Below are 24717 nucleotides of genomic sequence, written 5' to 3'. Positions count from 1 at the left end.
CCCCCTCCTCAATCTTCTCCACCCCCACCGTCGCAAAACTAAGCCGCAGCGTGCTCTTGTCGGGGTTCGTCGCATAGAACGGTGCCCCCGGCACGAACGCCACGCCCTGCTCGATCGCGCGCTTGGCCAGTTCGCCAGCGTCTTTCAACTTTCCATTGGCGCCCGTCAGCCGGGCCCAGAAGAACAGGCCGCCTTGCGGCTGCGTGAACTCGATCGCGTCGCCCAGTTCGCGCTGCAGCGCGGCGCCCATCGCCTTGGCGCGCTCGCCATACGCCTTGCGCACTTTCGCCAGCGTTGCCGGCATCTTGCCCGCCTTCAGGTATTGGCCCGCAGTGGCCTGTGCAAAGGTGCTGGTGTGCGCGTCGCTGAACTGCTTGCACATGGTGGCCTTGGCCAGCAGCTCGGGCTGGGCGATGAGCCAGCCCACGCGCAGGCCGGGGCTCAGCACCTTGCTCATGCTGCCGCAGTGCGCGATCCATTCGGTGGCGCCGGGCACGTCTTTGCTCAAGGCCAGGATGCTCGGGGGCGGCGCGGTGTCGAAGAACAGCTCGCCATACGGGTCGTCTTCCACCACCAGCGTCTGGTGCTTCACGGCCAGGTCGATCACGCGCTTGCGGCGCTCCAGGCTCAGGGTGGCGCCGCTGGGGTTGCCGAAAGTCGGAATGAGGTAGACGAATTTGGGTTTGTGTTCGGCGATGAGTTTTTCTAATTGGTCGACGTCGACGCCGTTCGCGTCCACCGGCGCGGTGATCAGCTCCGCGCCGTAAAGCCTGAAGCACTGGATGGTGGCCAGGAAGGTGGGCGCCTCCACGATCACCTTGTCGCCGGGGCTGATCATGGTCTTGCCCAGCAAATCCAGCGCCTGCTGGCTGCCGGTGGTGACGATCAGGCCGTCTTGCTTGACGCTGACGCCCTTGGTACCCATGTACGCGGCCAGTTGCTCGCGCAGCGGCTCGTAGCCTTCGGTGGCGCCGTATTGCAGCGCGCCGCCGGGGTTCTCGGCCAGGGCGGCGTTCACGGCTTCCTGGATGCCGGCCACGTCGAACATGGCGCTGTCGGGGAAGCCGCCGGCAAAGCTGATGATGCCGGGCTTGCCCAGCAGCTTGAAGAGCTCGCGGATGGCGGAGGTTTCTACGTTGTTGAGGCGGGTGGCGTATTGGAGGGGCATGGTGGGTCTGGCTGAAGGGTTTCGTACGGCATTGTCGCGCGCATCGTCCAACAAGCTGTTGGACGATCTGCGTTGACGCGGTAATGCAGGTGCATTACCATGCTTGTGCCATGACCGCCGACATCAAAGCCGAATCCACACTGACCGACCGTTACCAGACAACTGTGCCGGAGCCGGTGCGCCGCGCGCTCAAGCTCGGCAAGCGCGACAAAATTCGCTATTCCATCCGTCCCAACGGCCAGGTTGTGATCACCCGTGCCGATGTTGAGCAGGGCAACGACCCGGTTCTCGGGGAGTTCCTGGGCTTTCTGGCTCGCGACATCGCCGCGCACCCGCGGCGGCTCCAGTCGGTCGATGCGGCCCTCGCAAAGCGTATCCAGTCGCTGGTGGGCGAGGTCGAAGTAGATTTCGACGCTGCGCTGTCGGCAGACGATGAATGAGCCGGGCCAAGTGGGTCCCGCTGGTCGTTCACGGCTGGACGATCTTTGCCCACCCTTTGTTTCTGGACCAGCTTGACGCACTGACGCGACAGGTGGAGGCCCTGAAACGCAAGGACCCGAAGGGCTTCACCAAGAAGAACGCTGCCAAGCGCTTGGCAGCAATGACCAAGCTGGCGTTCGAAATCATTCCGCAAGATCCGCTGCGGCCCGAGTATCGCCAGGGGAACACCCTCGGCGACGAGCACAAGCATTGGTTTCGCGCGAAGTTCTTCCAGCAGTACCGGTTGTTTTTCCGCTACCACGCATCGAGCAAGGTCATTGTCTATGCCTGGGTGAACGACTCGGACACCAAGCGTGCCTACGAGAGTGCCGATGACGCCTACCGGGTATTCCGCAAGATGCTGGAGGCAGGCCATCCGCCGGACGATTGGGATCAGCTCCTGGCCGAGGCTCGCGCGGCGCCCCACTAGAATCCGCGCTTCGCTGTACCAAACCCCCATGTTCAAAACCGCATCATTTTTCCGAATCGGGCCCGACTTCGTCCTGCCCCCGCTCGAAGCCCTCGAAGAAGCCCTGCAGTCCCAGCGTTTCGTGCCCTGCGGCGCCACGCAGCCCGCATCCCATGGCTGGGTGCCGCCGCGCGGCAAGAAAAGCACGCTGCTCGCCGAAAGCGTGGGCGGCCAGGTGATCCTGAACCTCTGCTCCGAAAAGCGCGCCCTGCCCGCTTCGGCCGTGAAGGCGGGCGTGGAAGAGAAGATCGATCGCTACAAGAAGGAGACGGGCAACGAGCGCGTCGGCGCCAAGATCAAGAAGGAATTCAAGGAAGAAGTGGTGCTGGACTTGCTGCCGCGCGCCTTCACCAAGAAGTCCAACACGATGGTGTGGATCGACGCGGGCAACAAGCTGCTGGTGGTGGGCACGGGCAGCCTGGGTGGTGCCGACAAGGTGGTCACGGCGCTGGTGGAAGCGTTGAGCGCGGTGCCAGGTGGCGCGCCTGCGCTGGGCTTCAAGCCGGTGCAGACCAAGTCTTCGGCTTCGGTGTCGATGTCGCAGTGGCTGTCATCGCGCGAGGCGCCTTTCAACTTCACGGTAGACCGCGATTGCGAGCTGAAGACGCCCGACGAGCACAAGTCCACCGTGCGCTATTCGCGCCACACGCTGGAGATCGAGGAAGTGCCGCAGCACATCGCGGCCGGCAAGGTGCCGACTCAATTGGCGATGACTTGGAACGATCGCCTGTCGTTCGTGCTGACGGAGACGGCGCAGGTGAAGAAGATCCAGCTGCTCGATGTGGTGCTGGAAGGCGTGGACAAGCCGGGGAAGGACGACGACGGGTTCGATACGGACGCGGCGATCATCACCGGGGAGCTGGCAGGGCTGATTCCGGATCTGCTGGAGGCGTTGGGTGGGGAGATGGATGATCAGCCGGCGGTGGTTGCACCGGCTGAGACGGCTGACGCGCCGTTCTGATCAATCCAGCTTGAGGCCCAGGTCCACCGCCAGCTTGATCCACACAGGCACATCACGCTCCCAATCCTTGCGTGTGTCGGCGAGGTTCTTGGGTTTGTTCGGGATGGCGAAGTTCTCACGGAGTTTGGCCGCGCCCGGGGTGTTGGACCAGTCGACCGCGGCACGTGAGAGGGCCTGAAGAACGGCTTCGGGGGTGCCGCTGGGCGCCATCAGTGGCAGGCCACCTTCCAGCCCGACCAGCCGGCTGTCGACGCCCTGCTCGACCAGCGTCGGCACGTCAGGGAGCTTGGGGCTGCGGTAGCTGCCGGTCACGCCAATGGCGCGCACACCGCGGGTTGAAACCGTATTGAATGCCTGGTAGCTGCCGACGGCGATCTGCGTCTGGCCGCCCGCCACCTCCACCCACATGGGTGACTCGCCCCGATAGTGGACGGCCTGGATCTTGGTGCCCTCCGACTTGTTGGTCTGGTCCGCCATCATGTGCGGATAGGACCCGGGCGCGTAGGTGCCCATGGAGGTCGGGTTCTTCTTCGCGTACTCGATGAACTCCCTGAAGTTCGTCACGCCCAGCTTCTCCGGAACGCCGACCACCAACGGGCCGGACGGGAAGAAGACCACGGGCGTCAGATCCTTGTCGAGGTTGTAGGGCAGCTTGCTGTACAGCACCCGGTTCTGCCACACCGTGCCAGAGGTCGTCATCAGCAGCGTCGTGCCGTCGGGCGGTGACTTGGCAACAATGTCGATGCCGATGATGGCACCTGCGCCAGGCTTGTTGTCCACCATCACCTGCTGGCCCAGCCTTCCGCCCAGGAACTCGGCGTAATTCCGGGCGTAGGCATCCGTGAGGCCCCCGGGAGGGAACGCGACCACGATGCGGATCGGTTTGCTGGGCCACTTCTGCGGCTGGCCCAGCGCGCGGGGGGCAACTGCCGCAGCGCTGAGCGCGCCGGCTGCCATGAGAAAGCCGCGACGCATCGCGTTTGCCGAGGAAAAGGTCTTTGTCACTGCTGCTCCGATGATGGAGAACTGATTTTCGACCTGTCTTGCCGTAGACCGGCTCTCACAAACCCCTATACCGGCACGCGCTAGAAAATCTTCAGTGGTAGGCCCGAGTGATCCGTTGGAGCGCTTGCTCCACGCCTGCCGCAATCTTTGATGTTCCCACCGCGGTGAGATGAAGCCTGTGCGTTGCCCTTGTCATCCCCACGTACAGGAGCCGTAGCCGTTCGACGCGGTCTTCATGGCTGGCATCGAGCTGGTCGAGCGCAGCGATAAACACGACGGGAAACTCGAGGCCTTTGCTGCTGTGAAGGGTCGTCAGTTTGACGCAGGGCGAAGCGTCCGGTGCTCTTCGAGCCTGCTTGGGTGTCGAACAAGGGATGCCAGCCGCTTCGATGGCCTCGCGCACGGCTTCCAGGCTACGCCAGGTCCTTGCCAACACGGCGATCTCGCTGGGCAAGCGGCCCTGGGAAACGATTTCGACAATTGCTCCTGCAATGTGCCGCGCTTCATTCAGTCCGCTCTCGAACCGATGAAACGTTGGGAGGGGTCCGCTTCTTCCGGCTGATTGAGGCATGACAAGCGGCATGTCGTCCTCGACTGTTTCCGGACGGTCCTGCAGGATGCCTTCCGCACACTCGACTGCCAGGGCAAGCACCTCGGACGTGTTTCGATAGTTGATCTTGAGAATCTCCGTTCGGCCTTTGGCCTCAATGCCCAGCTTGGCAAAGCTGAGCTTGCGGCGGGTCTTCTGATAGATCGACTGAGCGTCGTCGTAGAGCACCAGCAGAGACTTGGTGGTCGGATCAACCATCTGCGCCGCTGCCGCCAGCCAATCGTCAGCCAGGTCATGCGCCTCGTCGATCAGCAGCGCCGCGTACTGACCCTTCGGTATCCGCGAAGACGCGATGCCTTCGCAAGCCATTTTCGCCAGGGCCTCATAGTCGTCGTTGGTCAGCTTGCCAGGCCTGATTGGTGCAAGCTGGTAAGTGCGAATCAAGTCCATCGCCCACTTATGGAAAGTGCAAACCTGCACCGCCGGCCCCACACCCTTCACGCGGAGCATGGTGTCAATGCGATCGGCCAGCTCGCGGTTGTAGCAAAGGACCAAGATGGGCTTTCCCTCGCGCGCAACGGCCTGCAGTTGCACGGCTCTGTAGACCAGAATCATGGTCTTGCCAGAGCCTGCCGGCCCGTGGATCAGCCGGTGCCCTTCGCCCAGGTTGCGGGCAACAGCCTCTTGCTGCAAGTCCATGACCTGTAGCACGTCTTGAATCACCAGTTTGGAGGGGTTGTCCAGCGGCAGCGATTGCTGGTAGCCCATGCGCAGCTCTGGGAAGAGGAGCGCCCTGATGATGTTCATCTGCGGCAGCGTCAGCATGCCTTGCCAATGCACATTGAACATGCCCCACAGCTTCTGCTGGAAGGCCATGGAATCGACAGCGTCGGCAAGGTCGTCGGCCAGCATGACTTTCTGCGGCTCGAACACATCGGTAAAGCTGGTATCGGCCGCAACGTCCGCCGCCTTGATGTGGCTCAGAACCGCGCCCCAACCCCAAGGCAATATCGGCTTGCCCCGATGCGGTCCTGCTGTGTGCAATAGCTCCGGATGCTTCTGGACCTGATGCATCAAGTCGAGCATGTAACCCCGAGCCTGAGAAACCGGATGCTCAGTGTTCACGATGCCACTGTCGGTGCGAAGCTCGATGAGCATCGTGTTGGCCTGCACAATGGTCTGGCGCTTCCAATCCTTGACCTCCAGAATCAGCAACCCCCGTTGCGGATGAAGAATCACGAAGTCGGGCTCACGACCTGAGCCCATGATGGGAATGTTGTGCCAGACGGTGTAATCGTCTTCAAGGTGCCGAGCCAAAGCGTCCAGAACCCGCTTTTCGCCTGCGTTGGCGCGCTCGCGAACTTTCGTCTTCCCCTGCGGAAATATTGCCACTTCAAGAACCTCCCACTGCGCTCAGTCTAAGTTGCATCGTGGCCCGGGAGTCTATAAACTTGTCGCTGCATTACATCTGCGATGCATCAAGGACGACCATGAAGACCGCCACCTTGCCCGCGCTACGCGTGGACCCCAAGCTGCGTGACGCTGCCGAGCGCGCGTTGCGGCCTGACGAGACGCTGTCCAGGCTCATGGAATCGGCGCTCGAAAGCTACATCGCCCAACGTGAAGCCGAAGACGACTTTCTCGCGCGGGGCCTGCACTCTGCTCAGGAGGCCAGGAAGACCAATGAGTACGTGAGCGCCGCCGACGTTGTCGCGAAGCTGGAGAAGAAGCTTGCTGCGGCCAAGAAAAAGGCGAAGCCCGCCACTGGGCGATGAACCGCTACGACGTCAGGTTTACCAAGCATGCCGAAGCGGCTCTGGAGCGACTCTTTGACTTCCTGCTCGAGCACGATACGGCCACGGCAGACCGCGCGCTTGAAGCAATCATGGATGCCTTGCAGCTTCTGAAACAGTTCCCTTTCTCGTGTCGCAAGGCAGGCGACGGACAGCATGGCCCAAGACATCGAGAAATGATCATTCCTTTCGGCGCGTCCGGCTACGTGGCGTTGTTCGAGATCGAAGACGCAAGCACGGTCACGGTCCTCGCGGTGCGGCACCAGCGCGAGAACGACTACCACTGAGTCAGCTCGTCGCCCTAAAAGATCTTCCGGTAGACCATCACGCCACCACCCTCGGCCACCTGGTTGTACAACCGCTGCGCGGTCACGTTGCTTTCACGGGTGTGCCAGTACAGCCGGCCGCAACCTGCTGCCTTGGAGATGTCGATCACGGCGTCGATCAGCGCACGGCCCACACCCTTCCCCCGCGCCGCTTCCGCCGTGAAGAGGTCCTGCAGATAGCAGTTCGGCCCGATGCTGGTCGTGCTGCGGTGATACAGGTAGTGCACCAGGCCCAGCAGCTGGCCATCGACTTCGGCCACCAGCGCGTGCACCGGCTCGTATGTGTCGAAAAAGCGCTGCCACGTGGTCTGTGTGATGTTCTCCGGCAAGGCCGTGGGGCCGACGCGTTCGTAGAACGCGTTGTAGCCGTCCCAAAGGACTTTCCATTGGTCGAAGTCTTGCAATTGGACAGGTCGGATGTTCATGGTGTGAGAATAGCCGACCATGCTCGATTCCTACTTCATCGCCGCAGGCGCGGTTATCGCGCTCGTCCTGGGGCTGATCCACCTGCTGTACACGTATCGCGGCAACAAACTGCACCCGCGTGACGACGCGCTGAAGGCAAGGATGACAGAGGTGTCGCCCGTGCTCACGCGAGAGACGACGATGTGGCGCTGCTGGATCGGCTTCAACGCCAGCCACTCGTTCGGCGTGATCTTCTTCGGCGTGTTGTATGCATACCTGCCGCTCGCCCACTCGCGCATGTTTTTCGAGTCGCCGTTTCTCCTGGCCGTGGGCCTGGCGGTATTGGTGGGTTATGTGACGCTCGCGCGGCGCTATTGGTTCAGCATCCCCTTCCGCGGCGTCGTCACTTCCACGGTGCTCTACGTGCTGGGGCTGGTGGTTCACTTCGCCTGAAGCTCGCCGGCCACTTCATAGTGGAAGACCTTGCTGACGATCTGCCAGCGGCCTTGCAGCTTCACCAGCGTCAAGAAGTCGGTGAAGAACTTCGGCGGGATCGAGCATTCCAGCCTGACGAAGGCCGTCACCGGGCCGGCGAATTCGATCGACAAGATGCGATCGGTTCGCGCGTGACCCTGGCTGGCCGGTGACGGGCGCTTGTCCACGATGGGAAAGTACGTTGCCATGTCCAGGTGCAGCAACTCGCCATCCGTCGCGCAGAAGTAGTGCGCCTCTGGGTGGAAGGCGCGGCGCAGGCGCGCGGTGTCGCTGTGATACAGGCCGTCGAGGTACTCGCCAAGCACCTCCATCACTTCGTCAAAAGCGCTCATCGCTGCGCCTTTCGGAATTCCGGCACCGGCAGGCCGCCCACGCCCCAGTTGTCCAAATCGACTTCCTGGATGACGACGTGCGTGGTGGCGGGGCTTTTGTCGAGCACGCGCACCAGCAGGTCCGTCACGCCGCGGATCAATTCGGCCTTCTGCTCGCGGCTCACGCCTTCGCGGGTGATCTGGATGTTGACGTAAGGCATGGCGCGCCCCTCAGTTGTGGCGCCGCACGACGTCGGCCACGCGCTCGCCGAACAGGCGTGCCGTCTTGATGTCGCCAGGCACCATTTCATCGGCCGAGGCGTCCGACGGCGTGGCGGTGGCCAGGCCCGCGAACGAGGCCAGGTAGTTCACATCGTCGCGCGTCGAGGCCTTCGCGTTCGCCGGCATCATGCCCGTGCCGACCCACAACATGCTGTGCTGCTGCGACAAGGTGAACAGCGTGTAGAGCGTGGACTGCTTGTCGCCGCCAACGCTCGCCGAGTTGGTGAAGGCCGCGGCGAACTTGTCCTTCCAGCCCTGCTTGAACCACACGGCCGATGACGCATCGGCGAACTTCTTGAACTGCCAGCTCACGTTGCCCATGTAGGTGGGCGTGCCGAAGATGATGGCTTTCGAGGCGGCCAGCCGCTCCCAACCTTCGGGTGCGAGGTTGCCGTGTTCGTCGATGGCGAGCAGCGTGGCGCCGCTGCCTTCAGCCACGGCTTGGGCGATCCTGGCGGTGTGGCCGTAGCCGCTGTGGAAAACGATGCTGATGGGGGATGTCATTGCCGGTAGCTCCAGGGGTGTTGATCTGGGTTCGATGCTATTGGCGATGTTTTGGTTGATAAACTAGCCCGCATGCACTTCATAAATTACACGAGGTAATCCATGAACCGCCAGTTCGGCGACGTGATGCTGGGCAGCATCGAGCTGTTTTGCCTCTCGGCGGAGCTGGAAAGCTTCACTGCTGCGGCCGCGGTGGCTGGCATCACGCCGGCGGCGGTGAGCCGCGCGGTGGCGCGACTGGAGGAGCGGTTGCAGGTGCGGCTGTTCGTGCGCACCACACGCAAGATCCGCCTGACGGATGGCGGCCGCGCGTACTTCGCGCAATGCAGGCAGGCGCTCACGCAACTGACGGAGGCCGAGCGGGAGCTGACAGGCACGCAGGCCGAGCCGGCGGGCGTGCTGCGCATCAGCGCGCCCACGCCGCTGGGGCACTACCGCATCCTGCCGCTGCTGCCCGCCTTCCGCCAGCGCTACCCCAAGGTGCACGTCGACATTCAATTGAGCAACCACAACGTCGACTTCACGGCGGAGGGTTTCGATCTGGCGATCCGCGGGCGCACGCCGCCCGATTCGGGCATGGTCGCGCGGCGGTTGATGGACGCGCCTTTGGTTGCGGTTGCCGCGCCGGCCTACCTGAAGCAAGCGGGCACGCCGAAGACGCTCGAAGACCTGGCACAGCACGATTGCATCCAGTTCGAGCTGCCGAGTTCGGGGCAGACGGTGCAATGGTCGTTCCGCCGTGACGGCGAAGATGTGGAGATCGCGACTCAGGGCGGGTATCGCTGTTTGGGCGACCTGTTGGCCACGGTGACGCTCGCGCGCGCTGGAGCGGGCGTGCTGCACACCTATCGCTTCATCGCGGAGGAAGACTTGAAGCGCGGCACGCTGGTGGAGATCTTGAAGCCCTACGCGGGGCGGTCTCGGCCGTTCTCGCTGCTGTATCCGCAGAACCGGCATATGCCGCTGAGGGTGCGGGTGTTTATCGATTACCTGACGCAGGCGATGGCTTAGGCACTTGACTGGAGTGTCACTCTGGAGTGATACTCCAATCCATGGACCCCACCTCCACCAAATCCCGTGTGCTCGAAGCCGCCACGCAAGTCTTCCTGCGGCAAGGCTTCGCGGCCACGTCGATGGACCAGGTGCGGCAGGAGGCCGGCGTGAGCAACGGCAGCCTCTACCACCACTACCCCACCAAGGCGCTGCTGGCCGACGCGCTCTACGCGCACACGCTGCGCGACTTCCACGCCACGCTGATGACGGCCATACACGGCCGAGCGACCGCGCAGTCGGGTGTGAAGGGCCTGGTGCGCAATTACATCCAGTGGGTGGTGGATAACCCGTTGAGTGCCCGCCTGCTGCATGAATTGCGGCGCAGCGGCTTGGCCGATGTCGGCGAATGGACCACGGCCAACGCCGAAGGCTTCGATGTGCTGGCCACGTGGTTGCGGCAGAAAGTCGATGCCGGCGAGATGCGCGACCTGCCCTTCCCCATCTGGACCGCCGTTGTGTTCTCTCCGGCGATATCGCTGACGCCGCACTGGGCGCGTCAGTCCAAGCCGGAAGTGGTGCCCAAGGTGCGCGCGGCGCTGGAGCATGCGGCGTGGATGGCGGTGGCGCCGTGACTTGAAAGAAGCCAATGAAAATCGTCAACGTCCACCAGCGCCTGCTGTACGCCAGCCCCGAGCAGGTCGGCGCGCTGATCGCTGCACTGTCGTCGCCCGAAGACGTGCTGTGGCCCACCGACACCTGGCCGCGCATGAAGTTCGATCGCCCACTGGGCGTGGGTGCCACCGGTGGCCACGGGCCCATCGGGTACTTCGTCGAAGCCTACGTGCCGGGCGAGTCGATCCGCTTTCGGTTCACGGAACCCAAGGGATTCAACGGCTGGCACGCCTGCGAAGTCCTGGATGCGACGGCCATGCATTGCATCCTGGAACACCGCATCGAGATGAAGCTTGAAGGCACCGCCCACCTGCTCTGGCCGTTCGTGGTCCGGCCGTTGCACAACGCCCTGGTCGAGGATTTGTTGTCGCGGGCCCAGGCCGCGCTGGGCAACCAACCCAAGGTCGTCCCTTGGTCGCCCTGGGTGCGCTTTCTGCGGTGGTGGCACTCGAGCGGAAAGGCGCCGGCGCGGTCCGTGACAGCCAGCTTACGTCCCCTCGCACCGCGCGGCTTTCACGCATTCGACACACGAGTTCGACAAGATCGGCGTTCAGGGAGGACCGATCATGACAATCGCGAAATCGATGGCGGCATCCATCGCAGCCGCGCTGGTGTTGGCGTACCCGAACGGAGCCGCGGCGCAGGCTCGCCCGGCACCGGTTCAGGCCCGGGCCAGCATGGGTGCGTCGGCTGAGCCGCCTGGCTGCGAAAAGGCAGTGAAGGACTATTTGAATGCGATGCGCTTCATCAAGGAAGCATCGGGCGGGGGAATCGCGGGACGGGTTGAACGGGCGTATTTGAACGAGGGAGAAGTGACGCAGATCGCGTCGCAGCAGGGCTTTTGCGCGGCGGCGCAGGCGCTGAGGAACAAGGGGGCGGCGGTTCGCTGAACCGGGCTTCGCTTGGCGTCATATCGCCAATCAACGATTAGTTGATAACATCGTCATTTCACGATAAAATGCATATATCGCTAGGAGGCGATATCATGCGATCACCTCAACCCCTCGCCATCCAGGCAGCAAGCCAGCTATCGGCACATCTCAAGTCGCTTCGCAAGGCTCGCGGCATGACACAGGCCGAACTGGGCCAGCGCATCGGCGTCAAGCAAGTCCGTGTCGCCGATATCGAGCGCAGCCCAGGCGCCATCAGCGTCGAGCAACTGATCGAAGTTCTTCATGCGCTGGACGCGAGACTCCTCCTTTCCAACGCCGAGCCGTATCCGGCCGCTACTACCAGCGCCGCGCACAAAGCCAAAGAACCCGGCCCCAGCTGGTAAGCGCGATGGCTCAACCCAATCTCGATGTCTGGATGAATGGCGAGCATGTCGGCACATGGTTCTGGACGCGCACCGGCACCGCGGGCTTCCGGTATAGCGACACGTGGCTGCGTTCGGAGCATATGCGCCCGCTTTCGCTGTCGCTGCCGATACCGGCCGGCCGACCCGAGATTCACGGCCGGGCAGTGGAGCACTGGTTCGACAACCTGCTTCCCGATAGCGAGCGAATCCGCGAGCGCCTGCGGCGCAGGTTTCGCTCGCCATCCGCCAGCGCCGCCGATTTGCTCGCAGCGATAGGCCGCGACTGCGTCGGCGCCGTACAGCTGCTGCCGGCCGGGAGCCCACCACCCAAGATAGACCGAATCGAAAGCCAACCGCTTACTGAGGCCAAGGTGGAAAGCATTCTGCGCAACGTCACCGCTGACGACCGAGCCGATGACGACGGCGAAGACTTGCGCATCTCCATCGCCGGCGCGCAGGAGAAAACGGCACTGCTTCGCATCGGCCGGCGTTGGCACAAGCCGCTGGGCGCAACGCCGACCACTCACATTTTCAAGTTGCCGCTGGGCCTGGTGGGCAACATGCGGGCGGACATGACTTCGTCGGTTGAGAATGAGTGGGTCTGCGGCCAGCTCTTGGCCGCGCTGGGATTCAACATCGCACCCGCCGAGATGGCCCGGTTCGGCACTCAAAAGGTCCTGATCGTCGAGCGCTTCGACCGGCGCTTGATGGACAGTGGAACCTGGATCGCACGGCTCCCCCAGGAGGACTTTTGCCAGGCGCAAGGCGTGCCTTCTCAATTGAAGTACGAAAGCGACGGCGGCCCGGGCATCGCCGCCGGCCTCAAGCTGCTGTCGGCCAGTGCCGGCGCGCAAGAAGCCAAACTGAATTTCGTTCTGGCCCAACTGGCCTTCTGGTTGATGGCCGCTACTGACGGCCACGCCAAGAATTTCTCCATCTTCCTGGGGCCGGGTGGTGTGTTCCGGATGACACCCTTGTACGACGTTCTGTCGGCGTGGCCCATCATCGGCAACGGCGCCAACCAGCTGTCGCCACGCCGCGCCAAGCTGGCGATGGCTCTGCGTTCGAAAAACGTGCACTACCACTTGCATGAAGTACACACACGCCACTGGCAATTGCTGGCTGCACAGTCGGGCGTGCCCGGGGCATTCGACCGCATGGTCGCACTTGTGCGAGCTGTCCCGGACGCACTGGATACAGTTGAAGCATCGCTGCCCGAGGGCTTTCCGCTCAAGGTGTGGAAGCCCATCCGGGCCGGCGTGCTCGCGCACGCGGCCCGCTTTGGCGGCCCGTTGAAGTGATTCACCGGATAAACGAGGTTCAGGCCCGGTCCTACAAATTGCTGAGCCTGCCGGTTCTTAGGATGAGCCTGTTTGCCATTTGAACAGGAGACATCCATGTCCGACGACACCAGCAAGTCCGGCGGCCAAGACCGCCAGCGCATCAACGTCAACCAGGACTACGAACTGCGCGACTGGGCCAAGAGCATGAACACTACGCCCGAACGCGTGAAGGAAGCCGTGCAAGCCGTGGGCGACCGCGCCGACAAGGTACGCGAGTACCTGAGCGAGCGCAAGTAGCGCCGGCCCGCAGTCCGCGCCTCAGCCCGTCACCGGCGGCCCTGCCAACTGCCCGTCTGTTTTTCGCCGAAAGATCGAGAACGTGCCGCTGGCCTTGGACACAAGCACGCCGTCCTGGTGGATGCTCGCTTCCAGGCTGGCGATGGACTTGCCCTTGTTCACGAGCACCGCGGTGCACACCAGGTCGCCTTCGAACACCGGCTTGAAGTAGGCGATCTTGATCTCGATGGTCGCGCAGATCTCGCCGTCTTCCAGAGACGAGTAAACCGCCGCGCCCATCGCCGTGTCGGCCAGCGTGAACAGCACACCGCCATGGACGACGCCGGTGCTGTTGATGTGGAAATCCTGCACCGCGAGCGAGCAGCGAGCGTGGCCGGCGCTGGCCTCGTCGAAGTGCATGCCGACGTGGTGGAAGAAGCGCGGCTTGCCCGCCATCAGAACCTCGCCACCTGCCCGGCGCCGAAATCCTGGTAGTTGTCGTTGATCACTTCCATCTGCTGCTCCATGTTGATGTCCAGCCTCGCGTTATAGAGCATCAAGGGGCAGCGGCGCTCTGAGCCGGTGCACTGCGCACCATGTTCGTGCTTTTTGTACACAATTTGAACATTAGATTGCGTACAAAGCTGGCACGTCATGTGCATCAGGGGAAGGCATGGACGTTGCCCCCGCCTCCGCCGCCGTTGAACTTGTCGCGCTGACCAAACGCTACGCGCATGACGGCGCGCCTGCTGTGGACGGCATCGACCTGCGCATCTCCAGCGGTAGTTTTTGCTGCCTGCTCGGCCCCTCGGGCTGCGGCAAGAGCACCACGCTGCGCATGATCGCCGGGCATGAGAGCGTGACCACCGGTGACATCCTGCTGGAAAACCGCAACATCACCACCCTGCCCGCCGCGGCGCGCGGCACAGCGATGATGTTCCAGAGCTTCGCGCTGTTCCCGCACCTCAGCGCGCTGGACAACGTGGCCTTCAGCCTCAAGATGAAGGGCGTCGCCAAGGCCGATCGCCACCGGCGCGCGCAGGATCTGCTGGAGCGCGTGGCCATGGGCCACCTGGTGCGGCGCAAGCCCGGTGAGCTTTCGGGCGGGCAGCAGCAGCGCGTGGCGCTCGCGCGGGCCCTCATCACGCAGCCGCGCGTGCTGCTGCTGGACGAGCCGCTCTCGGCGCTGGACCCGTTCCTGCGCATCCAGATGCGCGCGGAGCTGCGCCGCTGGCAGAAGGAACTGGGGCTGACCTTCATCCACGTCACCCATTCGCAGGAAGAAGCGATGGCGCTGGCGGACACCGTGGTGGTGATGAACCAGGGCCGCATCGAGCAGGTGGGCACGCCGCACCAGGTGTACAACGCGCCGGCCACCGAATTCATCGCGCGCTTCATGGGCGGCCACAACGTCATCGACACCGAGGCCGGCAAGGTTGCCGTGCGCAACGACCACATGCTGATCGCGCCTTCCGGCGCGGGCACGGACGCACTGCCCGGCCTTGCCGGCACCGTGACCGACGTGGAGTACCAGGGCACCTATGTGCTGCTGGGCCTGCGGGCGCGAGACGCGGCGGGCATCAAGGACGTGTCCGTGATGCTGCCCGAAGCCCGGTTCGCGGACCAGCCCTATTCGACCGGCGAGGCCGTCCACCTTTCCTGGGCCGCCGGCAGCGCGCATGCCCTGCCGGCATAGGCCAGCCGCACCGCCGTTTTCAGTTCACCGATTCATCACCCGCAAGGAGCGTTTCCCATGTCCGACGACACCACAGCTTCCACTCTCAACGGCCTGCAACGGCGCTCGCTGCTCAAGGGCACGGCCGGCATCCTGGCCACCGGCCTGGCACCTGCCATCCACGCGCAGGAGAAGATCACGCTGCGCTACCTGGGCACGGCTGTGAACCAGGACAAGGCCATCGCCGAGAAGTTCAAGGCCGACACCGGCATCACCATCCAGTACGTGGCCGTCACCACCGACGACGTGACCAAGCGAGCCGTCACCGCGCCGAACAGCTTCGACCTGATCGACACCGAGTACTTCTCGCTCAAGAAGATCGTGCCCACCGGCAACCTGAAGGGCATCGACACCCGGAAGATCAAGAACGCCGACAAGATCACCGCCCTGTTCACCAAGGGTGAAGTCGCCGGCAAGAAGGTGGGCGACCAGGGCACCGCGCCCAAGAAAGTCATCTACCTGGAAGGCGAGAAGAGCAAGAAGTTCTCGGCCACGCCCACGCAGTTCATGACGCTGATCCCCACCGTCTACAACGCCGACACGCTGGGCATCCGCCCCGACCTGATCAAGCGGCCCATCAGCAGCTGGGCCGAGCTGCTCAACCCAGAGTTCAAGGGCAAGGCCGCCATCCTCAACATCCCCTCGATCGGCATCATGGACGCGGCGATGGTGGTGGAGGCGACCGGCAAGTACAAGTACCCCGACAAGGGCAACATGACGAAGAAGGAGATCGACCTGACGATCGCCACCTTGATCGAGGCCAAGAAGGCCGGCCAGTTTCGCGCGCTGTGGAAGGACTTCAACGAGTCGGTCAACCTGATGGCCTCGGGCGAAGTGGTGATCCAGTCGATGTGGTCGCCGGCCGTCACGGCCGTGCGCACCAAGGGCATTGCCTGCAGCTTCCAGCCGCTGAAGGAAGGGTACCGCGCCTGGGCCGCCGGCTTCGGCGTGCCGGCCACGCTGTCGGGCAGGAAGCTGGACGGCGCCTACGAGTTCATCAACTGGTTCCTCGACGGCTGGGCCGGCGCCTACCTGAACCGCCAGGGCTATTACAGCGCGGTGCTGGAGACGGCCAAGGCCAAGATGGAGGCGTACGAGTGGGCCTACTGGATGGAAGGCAAGCCCGCCAGCCAGGACATCAAGAGTCCCAACGGCGACGTGCTGGCCAAGACCGGCGCGGTGCGCGACGGCGGCAGCTACGAGCAGCGGATGGGCGGCATCGCCTGCTGGAATGCGATCATGGACGAGAACGAGTACATGGTCCAGAAGTGGAACGAGTTCGTCGCAGCGTAACTGACCCACCCCCGATGGCCAGTCCCCACCGAAGCATTCCCGCCTGGCTCCAGGCCGGCCCGTTCGCGGCGGTGTTCGTGCTGTTCTTCCTGGTCCCGCTGGCTCTGACGCTGATGGTGAGCTTCTGGGGCTTCAACGAGTACGAGCTGCTGCCTGGATTCAGGCTCGACAACTACTTGTCCATCTTCAAGGGCTGCGGGCATCTCAACGAGCGCGGCGATCTGTGCGTCACGCTGGCCACTTACCTGTCGACGCTGAAGTTCTGCCTGCTGGTCTGGGCCATCACGCTGCTGCTGGGTTTTGCGGTGGCGTACTTCCTCGCGTTTCACGTGCGTTCACCCGGCGTGCAGACGGCCTTGTTCGTCCTGTGCACGGTGCCGTTCTGGACGTCGAACGTGATCCGCATGATCTCCTGGGTGCCGCTGCTGGGGCGCAACGGCCTGGTCAACCAGGTCCTGGTGGGCTCGGGCGTGGCGAACCAGCCGGTCGAATGGCTGCTGTTCTCCAACTTCTCCGTGGTGCTGGCGTTCGTGCACCTCTACACCATGTTCATGATCGTGCCCATCTTCAACAGCATGATGCGCATTGATCGCAGTTTGCTGGAGGCGGCCAGCGACTCGGGCGCTTCCGGCTGGCAGACGCTTTGGAACGTGATCGTGCCGCTGTCGCGCACGGGCATCATCATCGGCTCGATCTTCGTCATCACCATCGTGATGGGCGACTTCGTCACCATCGGCGTGATGGGCGGCCAGCAGATTGCCTCCGTGGGCAAGATCATCCAGGTGCAGACCTCGTACCTGCAGTTTCCGCTGGCCGCGGCCAACGCGGTGATCCTGCTCGCGGTGGTGCTGATGATCATCTGGGGACTGACCCGGCTGGTCGACATCCGCAGGGAGCTTTGATGCAGGCCCGCGTTTCCGACGCCCGCGCCCCCGGTTTCTGGCCGCTGGCCTTCGTGTTCGCGCTGTTCGTGCTGTTCATGTACGGGCCGATGCTCACCATCTTCGTCCTCAGTTTCCAGGGACCGGAAGGCGGCCTGACGTTTCCGCTGCGCGGTGTGTCGCTGCACTGGTTCCACAAGCTGGCCGAGGGGCTGGGCACGGTGGACATAGGCGCGGCCTTCCGGCGCTCGCTGCTGCTGGGCGCCGTGGTGACGGCGTTCACCGTCGCGCTGTCGGTGCTGGCCGGGCTGGCGTTCCGCAAGAGACTGCGTGGCGGCAACGCCCTCTTCTACGTCACCGTGGCCAGCCTGATCATGCCGTCCATCATCGTCTCGCTGGGCATAGGCCTGCAGTTCCGGCTGATCGACAGCGGCGTCAAATCCGCGCTGGCCGCGATGGGCGCGGAAGGCCTGCTCGAGAACTACGGCACCGCGCTGGGCCTCATGACGTCCGCGCTGGGCGCGCATCTCACCTGGACCCTGCCCTTCGGCCTGCTTATCATGTTCGCGGTGTTCAATCGTTTCAACCCCGCGTATGAAGAGGCGGCCCGCGACCTCGGCGCCACGCCGTGGCAGGCCTTCCGCCACGTGGTGCTGCCGCTGATCGGGCCGTCGGTGGTGGGTATCGGCATGTTCGGCTTCACGCTCAGCTGGGACGAGATCGCCCGCACTTCGCAGGCCATCGGCGACGTGAACACGCTGCCGCTCGAACTGCAGGGGCTGACCTCCACCGTGACGACCCCGGCCATCTATGCGCTGGGTACCGTCACGACGGTGGTGTCGTTCCTGGTGATGGGCGTGACTGTCGGCCTGGCCATGTGGCTGGGCCGCAGGCAAGGAAAGGCTTTGCCATGAGCGATGTTCCCACCGCGACAGCCCTCACGGACAACGAGATGTACGAGCGGATGATCTCCGCCATCCTCGATCATCGGCTGCCCCCGGGCACCAAGCTGGTCGAAGACAAGCTGGCGGCGGCCTTCGGGGTGTCGCGCACGCGCGTGCGGCCGGTGCTGATGCGGCTGGCCAACGAGCAGGTTGTCACGCTGATCCCCAACCGCGGCGCCGCGATTGCCCAGCCCAGCGAACAGGAGGCGCGCGAAGTGTTCGAGGCGCGCCGACTGATCGAGCCGCGGCTGGTGGAATTGTTCATCGCCAAGGCCGGCAAGGCCGACATCAAGCGTCTGAGGGCCTGCATCGAGGACGAAGAGGCGGCGCGGCTGGCCGGCGACATGCGCCGCGCCATCCGCCTGTCGGGCGACTTCCACCTGCACATCGCGGAGCGCGCCGGCCACCAGACGCTAGGCCGCATCCTGCGCGAACTCACCTCGCGCACTTCGCTGATCCTCATGACCTACAGCTCGGCCCACGCGAGCGAGCGCGAGGAAGCCACGGCGTGCGGCTGCCGCGAACACCGCACCCTGCTCGACGCCATCCGCCTGGGCGACGCGGCAGAGGCGGGGCGACGCATGCGCGACCATCTGACGCGGCTGGAAGGGCAATTGCGATTCTCGAGCGCCGCCGATCCCGCACCCGACCTGACCACTTTGTTCGGCCAACCGCGCTGAATCCATGCGCGAACTGCTTGTCATCAACCCGAACACTTCGGCATCGGTGAGCGATTTGCTGCAGGGACACGTGCAGGCCGAAGCCGGGCTGCACGTGCGGGTGCGGACCGTCACCGCGCGCTTCGGCGCTCCGTATATCGCCGATGAAGCGAGCTATGCCGTTGCCTCGCACGCAGCGCTGGATGCGTGGGCCGCGGCACTCGCCCAGCCCGGCCCCGCGCCCGACGCGGTGTTGATCGGCTGCTTTGGCGATCCCGGGCTGCTGGCGCTGCGCGAGAGCAGCCCGGCGCAGGTGACGGGCCTGGCCGAAGCAGCCTTCATCGAAGCCGCGCGGCACGGCCGCTTTGCCGTCGTCACCGGCGGCACGCGCTGGGCGCCGATGCTGCAGCGCCTCGCGCAGGCGCTGGGCCACGCACCCGCGCTGGCGGGCATCCACACGGTCGTGCCGACCGGCGCACAGCTGGCGGCCGACCCCGCGGCGGCGCGCGCGCTGCTGGCACAGGCCTGCCGCGACGCGGTGCGCCAGTTGGGGGTGCAAGCCGTCATCCTGGGCGGCGCGGGCCTGGCCGGCATGGCCGCCGGGATCCAGCCCGGCCTGGGTGTGCCGCTGATCGACAGCGTGCTGGCCGGCGCACGCTGGGCGCTGCGCGGCCACGCGCCGCCGACGCCACGCGTGACTGCGGGGTTCGACGTGCCCTGGGAAAACGTGTCGGCGGAGCTGGCGGCGCTGGGGCTGTGAAGAGCTGTAGGTAGAACACCTTCAAGCCGGGGGCGGCTTGCCCGTCATCAGAACCCCGCCACCTGCCCGTCGCGCCGCGAGTCACTGGCGGCGATGTAGCCTTCGCGCTGCGGGTCCCCCGCGCGCCAGATGAACTGGCCGGCGCCGAAGTCCTGGTAGTTGTCGTTGATCACTTCCACCCGGTGGCCGCGCTCGGAAAGCGCTTGCACAGTGGTCTTGTCCATCTGCTGCTCCACATTGATCTCCAGCCCGGCGTTGTAGCGCCAGCGCGGGGCGTCGCACGCCGCTTGCGGATTCTGCTTGTAGTCGAGCATGCGCACCAGGGTCTGCATGTGGCCCTGCGGCTGCATGTTGGCGCCCATCACACCGTAGCTCATGACGGGTTGGCCGTCCTTGGTGAGGAAAGCCGGAATGATGGTGTGGAACGGCCGCTTGCCGGGCGCCACCTGGTTGGGCCCCGGCTGCAGGCTGAACGCGTGGCCGCGGTTTTGCAGGCTGATGCCGAACTGCGGCTCGACGCAGCCGGAGCCGAAGCCCATGTAGTTGCTCTGGATGAAGCTCACCATCATGCCGCTCTCGTCGGCCGTGGTGAGGTAGATCGTGCCGCCCTTCACCGGGTTGCCGGCGCCGAAGTCTTGCGCGCGCTTCATGTCGATCAGCTTGGCGCGGCTGGCGAGGTAGTCATCATCGAGCATCTGTTCGGCCGTGACCTCCATCGACGCCGGCTCGGCGACGTACTTGTAGACGTCGGCAAAGGCGAGCTTCATCGCTTCGATCTGCACGTGCTGCGAGTCCGCTCCGTCCACCGGCATGCCGGCCATGTCGAACTTCTCGAGGATGCCCAAGGCGATCAGCGCGGCGATGCCTTGGCCGTTGGGCGGAATCTCGTGCAGCGTGTGGCCGCGGTAGTTCTTGCCGAGGGGTTGGACCCACTCAGGCCGGTAGGCCGCGAAGTCCTTCGCCGTGATGCTGCCGCCGTTCTCTGCCGCGAATTTTTCGATGGCCTGCGCGATCTCGCCGCCGTAGTAGGCCGCGCCCTTGCTTTGCGCAATAGAACGCAAGCCTCGTGCAGCGGCCTTGAACTGGAACAGCTCGCCGACTTCAGGCGCGCGGCCCCACGGCAGGAACGCCTGCGCAAAACCCGGCTGGCTGCGCAGTTCCGGCGTGGCCGCCGCCCACTTCTGCTGCACGACGACGGGCAAGAGGTAGCCGCGCTCGGCAATCTCGATGGCCGGCTCCATGAGATCGGCGAACGGCAGCTTGCCGAAGCGCTCACTCATCGCGACCCAACCGGCAACCGCACCCGGGACGCTGACCGAGTCGACGCCGCGCTTAGGCGGTGTTGTCACGCCGTCGCCGTACTTGCGCTTGAAGTAATCCGGCGTCCACGTCGAAGGTGCGCGGCCGGACGCATTGAGGCCGTGCAGTTCCTTGCCGTCCCACAGGATGGCGAAGGCGTCGCTGCCCAGGCCGTTGCTCACCGGCTCGCAGATCGTCATGGCGGCCGCCGCCGCAATGGCCGCATCGACGGCGTTGCCGCCTTTCCAGAGCATTCGCAGGCCCGCTTGCGCGGCGAGCGGATGGGACGTGGACACGACGTTGCGCGCGAAGACGGGCAGGCGGGTGGTGGGATAGGGGTTGTGGAAGTTGAAGTTCATGATGTCTATTCGGCGGCGATCTTGCGTTCCTGGATGATCTTCTTCCACTTCGCCATGTCCGTCGCGGCCATGGCGGTGAACTGCTGCGGCGTGCCGCCCACCGGGTCGATGCCCAGGCGCGCCAGCCGATCCTTCACATCAGCCTCTTGCAGAGCCTGGTTCAACGCGGTGTTGACGCGGGCCACCAACTCTGCCGGCATGCCCTTGGGACCGTACAACCCGAACCAGGTCACCGACTCGTAGCCCGGCACCGTTTCAGAAATCGCAGGCAGATCGGGCAGCAGCGGCGAGCGCTTGAGCGACGTGATGCCCAGCGCGCGCAACCGCCCTTCCTTCACGTGCGGCAGGCCGCTGGGGAGCGAGTCGAACAGCAGATCGACTTTGCCGCTCACCAGGTCGGGGATGGCGAGGGCTGTGCCGCGGTAGGGTATGTGGACAAGAAACAGGCCCGCTTGTGCCTTGAAGTATTCGGACGTGAGATGCACGACGGTGCCGTTGCCGCTGCTCGCGTAGTTGAGCTTGCCGGGGTTCTTGCGCGCGTAGTCGATCCATTCCTTCACGGACTTGGCCGGCGCGCTGTTGGGCACGACCATGATGCTGGGCGCATTGCCGACGTGCGCGATGGGCGTGAAGTCCGCCACAGCGTCATACGGCAGCTTGTTGCCGAAGCTCGGACCGATCGAGTGCGTGCTGCTGGTGGCCAGCAGCAGTGTGTAGCCGTCGGCGGGCGCCTTGGCGACGATGTCGGAGCCGATGGTGCCGCCTGCGCCGGGCTTGTTGTCCACCACGATGGTGGTGCCCAGCCTCTCGCCCAGCTTTTGCGAGACGGCGCGGGCGAAGATGTCCGTCGCGCCGCCGGCCGGGAAAGGAACGACGAGGCGGATGGGTTTGTTGGGATAGCTCTGCCCATGGGCGGGTGCGGCCACGGTCAAGCAAGCGGCGGCAGCGAACAGAACCGCGGCGAGGATGGAAGTCTTCATGCTGTGATTATCGAAACCCGCATCGAAAAGCAAAAGCGAAACTTGCTTTATCGTGACGATAGTTTTCCTTTAGCATCGCAGGATGAGCAGCATCCGCGTCCTGCGCACTTTCCTGGCCGTCGCCGCTGAAGGCTCTTTCGCCGCCGCAGCGCACCGCGTGGCCTTGACTCAGGCGGCCGTGGGCCAGCAGATGCGCACCCTCGAGGCCGAATTCCGGCGCCCGCTGTTCCAGCGCCAGGGCAAGTCGGTGGTGCTGTCGGACGAAGCCCGCGCCCTGCTGCCCGGCGTGCGCCGGCTGGTGTCGCAATACGACCAGCTTGTGGCAAGCGTGCCCACGCCCGAACCGATGGCCGGCACCGTGCACCTGGGCGCAATCGTGTCCGCGGTGCGCCCGCTGATCCAGACTACGGTGGCACTGAAGGCGCGGCACCCGAAGCTGGACTTTCATGTGTCGGCCGCCAAGTCCGTCGAACTGCTGGCGCGGGTGGCCGGTGGCGAACTCGATGCGGCTGTTGCAGTGCGCGAGCTGGGGCCCGCGCCGGCCGATCTGGTCTGGACGGCCTTGTACGCCGAGCCCATGGTGCTGCTCACGGGCCGCGCGGTGGAAGACGCAACGCCGCGGCTGCTGCTGCAACGGCATCCCTTCATTCGTTTCGACCGCACGCAACACACAGGCCAGCTCGTGGAGCGCACTTTGCGCAAGTTGCGCGTTCGGCCGCAAGAGCTGATGGAGCTCAATGCCATCGAGAGCGTGGTCGACCTTGTGCGATCGGGGCTGGGCGTTTCCATCTTGCCCTTGCTGCGCGACGCGCGCTGGCAAGCCGACCCGCGCCTGCGCGTGATCGAGCTCCCTGGTGCCGAGGCCCGCACGATCGCGCTGGCGCAACGCAGGGAGCCGTCGAATGCGGCGGTGGTGGCGGCTGTGGTGAAGGAGTTTCACGCGCGCCTGGCCCCATAGGTTTTTGCGCCCGCTACTGGAAAGCGAAGTCCACCTCGGGCGCGAGCCCGCTGACGATGCGTGCCACCGATTTGCCCGAACCGCAGGCATGGGTCCAGCCCAGTGTGCCGTGGCCGGTGTTCAGGAACAGGTTGGCCAGCCGGGTCTTGCCGATCAGCGGCACGTTGCTGGGTGTCGCCGGACGCAGCCCCGACCAGAATTGCGCTTGCTCCAAATGGCCCGCGCCCGGGAACAACTGCTCGACCCGGCGCACGATGGCCTCGCAGCGCACGCGGTTGAGGTCGCGGTCGTAGCCATTGAGCTCCGCGGTACCCGCGATGCGCATCCGGTCGCCGCGGCCATCCTCATGTGACGTATAGCGCGAGAAGACCAGTTTGAATTCATCGTCCGTGAGCGAGACCTGGTACGCCTTGGATGCGTCCTTCACCGGGATGGTCACTGAATAGCCCTTTGCCGGATAGATGGGAAGCTCGATGCCCAGCGGCTTCGCATACACCGGGCTGAGTGAGCCCAGGGCCAGCACGTAGCCGTCGGCGCGCAGCCTCTGGAAACGGCCCTCGCCGTCGGTGGCTTCCACGTGATCGATGCGCCCGCCCGCCTCGCGCAGCGCGGTGATGGTGTGGCTCATCAAGAACTTCACGCCGGCGTCTTCGCACAGCTTGACGAGTTCGCGCGCGAAACGGTTGGCATCGCCCGATTCGTCTTCGGCCGTGTAGGTGGCGCCGGCCAGCTGGGGCCGGATCGAGCCCAGCGCGGGCTCGATGCGCACTGCTTCGTCCGCCGAGATGACGAGACGCTCGCAGCCCAGCGCGCGCATCTGCTCCGCGGGCGCCAGTGCGCCGTCGAACTCTTTCTGGCTCGTGTAGAAGTGCAGGATGCCCTGCGTCCGCTCGTCATAGCGCAGCCCGGTGGCGCGCCGCAGATCCTGCAGCATCTGGCGGCTGTAGGTGCCCAGGCTCACGATCTGCGCGATGTTGTGGCGCGTGCGCGCGGGCGAGCATTCGCGCAGGAACTGCAGGCCCCACATCCACTGGCGCATGTCGGCGCGGATGCGAAACAGCAGCGGCGCATCTTCCTTGCCCAGCCATTGCAGCACCTTCAGCGGCGCGCTGGGGTTGGCCCAGGGCTCGGCGTGGCTCACCGAGATCTGCCCGCCGTTGGCAAAACTTGTTTCGGCGGCGGGCGTGGCCTGCCGGTCGACCACGGTGACTTCGTGGCCAAGCTGGGAGAGGTAATACGCGGAGGTGACGCCGAGCAGGCCGGCGCCGAGCACGATGACTCGCATGAGAGCTTCCTTTTGAACTTGCGTTCATTGGGCCGCTCCCCCTGTCCTTGGTACCTGAGAGCTTCGGCTCGCAGCACACGCTGCGGGCCTTTCTCCTTCGGTGCGCAGCTTGCGCTGCGGCTCTCCAGACGGCAATTCAAATGGTGCAGTACGTGGCCCGGTCAATGAAGATCGAGGCCTACCTGAGCGTTCATGGGAGTTTGCGCCTTCGGTGAAGCGGCTTGCGCCGCCTGCTCTCCTGCCCGGCCATTCTAAACCGTTGCCTGCACAATCCCGCTAACACCTGAGCAATAC

At 64.6% G+C, this 24717-nt stretch carries 32 protein-coding genes and 2 riboswitches; of the genes, 20 read left to right on the top strand and 12 right to left on the bottom strand.

Annotated elements, in window-relative coordinates; genetic code table 11:
• On the bottom strand, positions 1–1168 hold a 1168-nt coding region (locus tag EEB15_RS27820), incomplete at its 3' end, for a PLP-dependent aminotransferase family protein (protein WP_141513225.1).
• Positions 1169–1278: 110 nt separating this feature from the next.
• Here EEB15_RS27820 and EEB15_RS27815 point away from each other — a divergent pair.
• From EEB15_RS27815 to EEB15_RS27805, 3 genes are read left to right on the top strand one after another with little or no spacing between them, the layout of a single operon-like run.
• Entirely contained in the window at positions 1279–1608 is a 330-nt protein-coding gene (locus EEB15_RS27815) for a type II toxin-antitoxin system PrlF family antitoxin (RefSeq protein ID WP_141513224.1), read from the top strand.
• A complete protein-coding gene (locus EEB15_RS27810; RefSeq protein ID WP_141513223.1) occupies positions 1605–2078 on the top strand; it encodes a type II toxin-antitoxin system YhaV family toxin in 474 nt (157 codons plus the stop codon). Before EEB15_RS27815 ends, EEB15_RS27810 begins: the two co-directional genes overlap by 4 nt.
• A 28-nt stretch (positions 2079–2106) precedes the next feature.
• Positions 2107–3078, top strand: coding sequence for a recombination-associated protein RdgC (locus EEB15_RS27805; RefSeq protein ID WP_141513222.1), 972 nt, complete (start codon positions 2107–2109; stop codon positions 3076–3078).
• On the opposite strand, the gene EEB15_RS27800 is transcribed toward EEB15_RS27805, so the two are convergent.
• Both EEB15_RS27800 and EEB15_RS27795 read right to left on the bottom strand, forming a co-directional pair.
• Positions 3079–4083 carry a tripartite tricarboxylate transporter substrate binding protein gene (locus EEB15_RS27800; protein ID WP_233259644.1) on the bottom strand — a complete coding sequence of 335 codons (1005 nt, stop codon included), beginning with the start codon at positions 4081–4083 and terminating at the stop codon, positions 3079–3081.
• Between the two features lie 91 nt (positions 4084–4174).
• Positions 4175–6025: a 3'-5' exonuclease gene (locus EEB15_RS27795; protein WP_141513221.1), complete on the bottom strand. Its 1851-nt coding sequence runs from the start codon at positions 6023–6025 to the stop codon at positions 4175–4177.
• Positions 6026–6123: 98 nt separating this feature from the next.
• Here EEB15_RS27795 and EEB15_RS27790 point away from each other — a divergent pair, with 98 nt between their 5' ends.
• Both EEB15_RS27790 and EEB15_RS27785 read left to right on the top strand, forming a co-directional pair.
• Positions 6124–6408 carry a YlcI/YnfO family protein gene (locus EEB15_RS27790; RefSeq protein WP_141513220.1) on the top strand — a complete coding sequence of 95 codons (285 nt, stop codon included), beginning with the start codon at positions 6124–6126 and terminating at the stop codon, positions 6406–6408.
• A complete protein-coding gene (locus EEB15_RS27785; RefSeq protein WP_141513219.1) occupies positions 6405–6713 on the top strand; it encodes a type II toxin-antitoxin system RelE/ParE family toxin in 309 nt (102 codons plus the stop codon). The genes EEB15_RS27790 and EEB15_RS27785 overlap by 4 nt, the downstream gene beginning before the upstream one ends.
• 14 nt (positions 6714–6727) lie before the next feature.
• Here the strand turns inward: EEB15_RS27785 and EEB15_RS27780 are convergent, their stop codons facing one another.
• On the bottom strand, positions 6728–7198 hold the full coding sequence (locus EEB15_RS27780; protein ID WP_141513218.1) for a GNAT family N-acetyltransferase: 471 nt from the start codon (positions 7196–7198) through the stop codon (positions 6728–6730).
• On the opposite strand from EEB15_RS27780, the gene EEB15_RS27775 reads away from it, so the two are divergent.
• The gene (locus EEB15_RS27775; RefSeq protein ID WP_141513217.1) at positions 7197–7610 is read left to right on the top strand and encodes a hypothetical protein; all 414 of its coding nucleotides are present in this window, start codon (positions 7197–7199) and stop codon (positions 7608–7610) included. The genes EEB15_RS27780 and EEB15_RS27775 overlap by 2 nt on opposite strands.
• On the opposite strand, the gene EEB15_RS27770 is transcribed toward EEB15_RS27775, so the two are convergent.
• From EEB15_RS27770 to EEB15_RS27760, 3 genes are read right to left on the bottom strand one after another with little or no spacing between them, the layout of a single operon-like run.
• Positions 7598–7984, bottom strand: a complete 387-nt coding sequence (locus EEB15_RS27770) for a nuclear transport factor 2 family protein (RefSeq protein WP_141513216.1) — start codon at positions 7982–7984, stop codon at positions 7598–7600. The genes EEB15_RS27775 and EEB15_RS27770 overlap by 13 nt on opposite strands.
• Entirely contained in the window at positions 7981–8184 is a 204-nt protein-coding gene (locus tag EEB15_RS27765) for a 4-oxalocrotonate tautomerase family protein (protein ID WP_141513215.1), read from the bottom strand. Before EEB15_RS27765 ends, EEB15_RS27770 begins: the two co-directional genes overlap by 4 nt.
• Before the next feature lie 10 nt (positions 8185–8194).
• On the bottom strand, positions 8195–8749 hold the full coding sequence (locus tag EEB15_RS27760) for a flavodoxin family protein (RefSeq protein WP_141513214.1): 555 nt from the start codon (positions 8747–8749) through the stop codon (positions 8195–8197).
• Positions 8750–8851: 102 nt separating this feature from the next.
• On the opposite strand from EEB15_RS27760, the gene EEB15_RS27755 reads away from it, so the two are divergent.
• The 7 genes from EEB15_RS27755 to EEB15_RS27730 all read left to right on the top strand — a co-directional run bounded on the left by EEB15_RS27755 (position 8852) and on the right by EEB15_RS27730 (position 13291).
• Positions 8852–9760 carry a LysR family transcriptional regulator gene (locus EEB15_RS27755; protein ID WP_141513213.1) on the top strand — a complete coding sequence of 303 codons (909 nt, stop codon included), beginning with the start codon at positions 8852–8854 and terminating at the stop codon, positions 9758–9760.
• A 41-nt stretch (positions 9761–9801) separates the two neighbouring features.
• Positions 9802–10374: a TetR/AcrR family transcriptional regulator gene (locus tag EEB15_RS27750; RefSeq protein WP_141513212.1), complete on the top strand. Its 573-nt coding sequence runs from the start codon at positions 9802–9804 to the stop codon at positions 10372–10374.
• A gap of 14 nt (positions 10375–10388) precedes the next feature.
• On the top strand, positions 10389–11108 hold the full coding sequence (locus EEB15_RS27745; protein ID WP_199236651.1) for an SRPBCC family protein: 720 nt from the start codon (positions 10389–10391) through the stop codon (positions 11106–11108).
• A 43-nt stretch (positions 11109–11151) separates the two neighbouring features.
• Positions 11152–11304 carry a hypothetical protein gene (locus tag EEB15_RS33840; protein ID WP_158290257.1) on the top strand — a complete coding sequence of 51 codons (153 nt, stop codon included), beginning with the start codon at positions 11152–11154 and terminating at the stop codon, positions 11302–11304.
• Positions 11305–11399: 95 nt separating this feature from the next.
• Positions 11400–11690, top strand: a complete 291-nt coding sequence (locus EEB15_RS27740) for a helix-turn-helix domain-containing protein (protein ID WP_141513211.1) — start codon at positions 11400–11402, stop codon at positions 11688–11690.
• A 5-nt stretch (positions 11691–11695) separates the two neighbouring features.
• Complete coding sequence (locus tag EEB15_RS27735; protein WP_141513210.1) at positions 11696–13012, top strand: HipA domain-containing protein; 1317 nt, start codon at positions 11696–11698, stop codon at positions 13010–13012.
• A gap of 96 nt (positions 13013–13108) precedes the next feature.
• Positions 13109–13291 (top strand): DUF3606 domain-containing protein, encoded by a 183-nt coding sequence (locus tag EEB15_RS27730; protein WP_141513209.1) that lies wholly within the window; start codon positions 13109–13111, stop codon positions 13289–13291.
• 21 nt (positions 13292–13312) lie between these two features.
• Here EEB15_RS27730 and EEB15_RS27725 read toward each other — a convergent pair whose 3' ends face one another.
• Both EEB15_RS27725 and EEB15_RS33835 read right to left on the bottom strand, forming a co-directional pair.
• Positions 13313–13726, bottom strand: coding sequence for a PaaI family thioesterase (locus EEB15_RS27725; RefSeq protein WP_141513208.1), 414 nt, complete (start codon positions 13724–13726; stop codon positions 13313–13315).
• Complete coding sequence (locus EEB15_RS33835; RefSeq protein ID WP_158290256.1) at positions 13726–13887, bottom strand: hypothetical protein; 162 nt, start codon at positions 13885–13887, stop codon at positions 13726–13728. The genes EEB15_RS27725 and EEB15_RS33835 overlap by 1 nt, the downstream gene beginning before the upstream one ends.
• A gap of 56 nt (positions 13888–13943) precedes the next feature.
• On the opposite strand from EEB15_RS33835, the gene EEB15_RS27720 reads away from it, so the two are divergent.
• The 6 genes from EEB15_RS27720 to EEB15_RS27695 are packed head-to-tail and all read left to right on the top strand — an operon-like array spanning position 13944 to position 19542.
• On the top strand, positions 13944–14966 hold the full coding sequence (locus tag EEB15_RS27720; RefSeq protein ID WP_141513207.1) for an ABC transporter ATP-binding protein: 1023 nt from the start codon (positions 13944–13946) through the stop codon (positions 14964–14966).
• A gap of 57 nt (positions 14967–15023) precedes the next feature.
• Positions 15024–16298, top strand: coding sequence for a PotD/PotF family extracellular solute-binding protein (locus EEB15_RS27715; RefSeq protein ID WP_141513206.1), 1275 nt, complete (start codon positions 15024–15026; stop codon positions 16296–16298).
• 14 nt (positions 16299–16312) lie between these two features.
• Positions 16313–17200 carry an ABC transporter permease gene (locus EEB15_RS27710; protein ID WP_141513205.1) on the top strand — a complete coding sequence of 296 codons (888 nt, stop codon included), beginning with the start codon at positions 16313–16315 and terminating at the stop codon, positions 17198–17200.
• Positions 17200–18093 carry an ABC transporter permease gene (locus EEB15_RS27705; protein WP_141513204.1) on the top strand — a complete coding sequence of 298 codons (894 nt, stop codon included), beginning with the start codon at positions 17200–17202 and terminating at the stop codon, positions 18091–18093. The genes EEB15_RS27710 and EEB15_RS27705 overlap by 1 nt, the downstream gene beginning before the upstream one ends.
• Positions 18090–18803: a GntR family transcriptional regulator gene (locus EEB15_RS27700; protein ID WP_141513203.1), complete on the top strand. Its 714-nt coding sequence runs from the start codon at positions 18090–18092 to the stop codon at positions 18801–18803. Before EEB15_RS27705 ends, EEB15_RS27700 begins: the two co-directional genes overlap by 4 nt.
• Positions 18804–18807: 4 nt before the next feature.
• A complete protein-coding gene (locus tag EEB15_RS27695) occupies positions 18808–19542 on the top strand; it encodes an aspartate/glutamate racemase family protein (RefSeq protein WP_141513202.1) in 735 nt (244 codons plus the stop codon).
• A 47-nt stretch (positions 19543–19589) separates the two neighbouring features.
• On the opposite strand, the gene EEB15_RS27690 is transcribed toward EEB15_RS27695, so the two are convergent.
• Both EEB15_RS27690 and EEB15_RS27685 read right to left on the bottom strand, forming a co-directional pair.
• Positions 19590–21200, bottom strand: coding sequence for a gamma-glutamyltransferase family protein (locus EEB15_RS27690; RefSeq protein WP_141513201.1), 1611 nt, complete (start codon positions 21198–21200; stop codon positions 19590–19592).
• Positions 21201–21205: 5 nt separating this feature from the next.
• Positions 21206–22180: a tripartite tricarboxylate transporter substrate binding protein gene (locus EEB15_RS27685; protein WP_141513200.1), complete on the bottom strand. Its 975-nt coding sequence runs from the start codon at positions 22178–22180 to the stop codon at positions 21206–21208.
• An 82-nt stretch (positions 22181–22262) separates the two neighbouring features.
• On the opposite strand from EEB15_RS27685, the gene EEB15_RS27680 reads away from it, so the two are divergent.
• On the top strand, positions 22263–23138 hold the full coding sequence (locus tag EEB15_RS27680) for a LysR substrate-binding domain-containing protein (RefSeq protein ID WP_141513199.1): 876 nt from the start codon (positions 22263–22265) through the stop codon (positions 23136–23138).
• 13 nt (positions 23139–23151) lie between these two features.
• Here EEB15_RS27680 and EEB15_RS27675 read toward each other — a convergent pair whose 3' ends face one another.
• Positions 23152–24423, bottom strand: a complete 1272-nt coding sequence (locus EEB15_RS27675) for a D-amino acid dehydrogenase (protein WP_141513198.1) — start codon at positions 24421–24423, stop codon at positions 23152–23154.
• Between the two features lie 31 nt (positions 24424–24454).
• A riboswitch (glycine riboswitch) is annotated at positions 24455–24561 on the bottom strand.
• A 14-nt stretch (positions 24562–24575) separates the two neighbouring features.
• A riboswitch (glycine riboswitch) is annotated at positions 24576–24674 on the bottom strand.
• Positions 24675–24717: the final 43 nt, after the last annotated feature.

Origin of the sequence: Ramlibacter sp. WS9, from assembly GCF_003797765.1 — a bacterium.
In the GTDB taxonomy this organism is placed as follows: Bacteria; Pseudomonadota; Gammaproteobacteria; order Burkholderiales; family Burkholderiaceae_C; genus Ramlibacter.
Note: the sequence above shows the minus strand (reverse complement) of the source record. Positions and strands in the feature narration are given on the sequence as shown.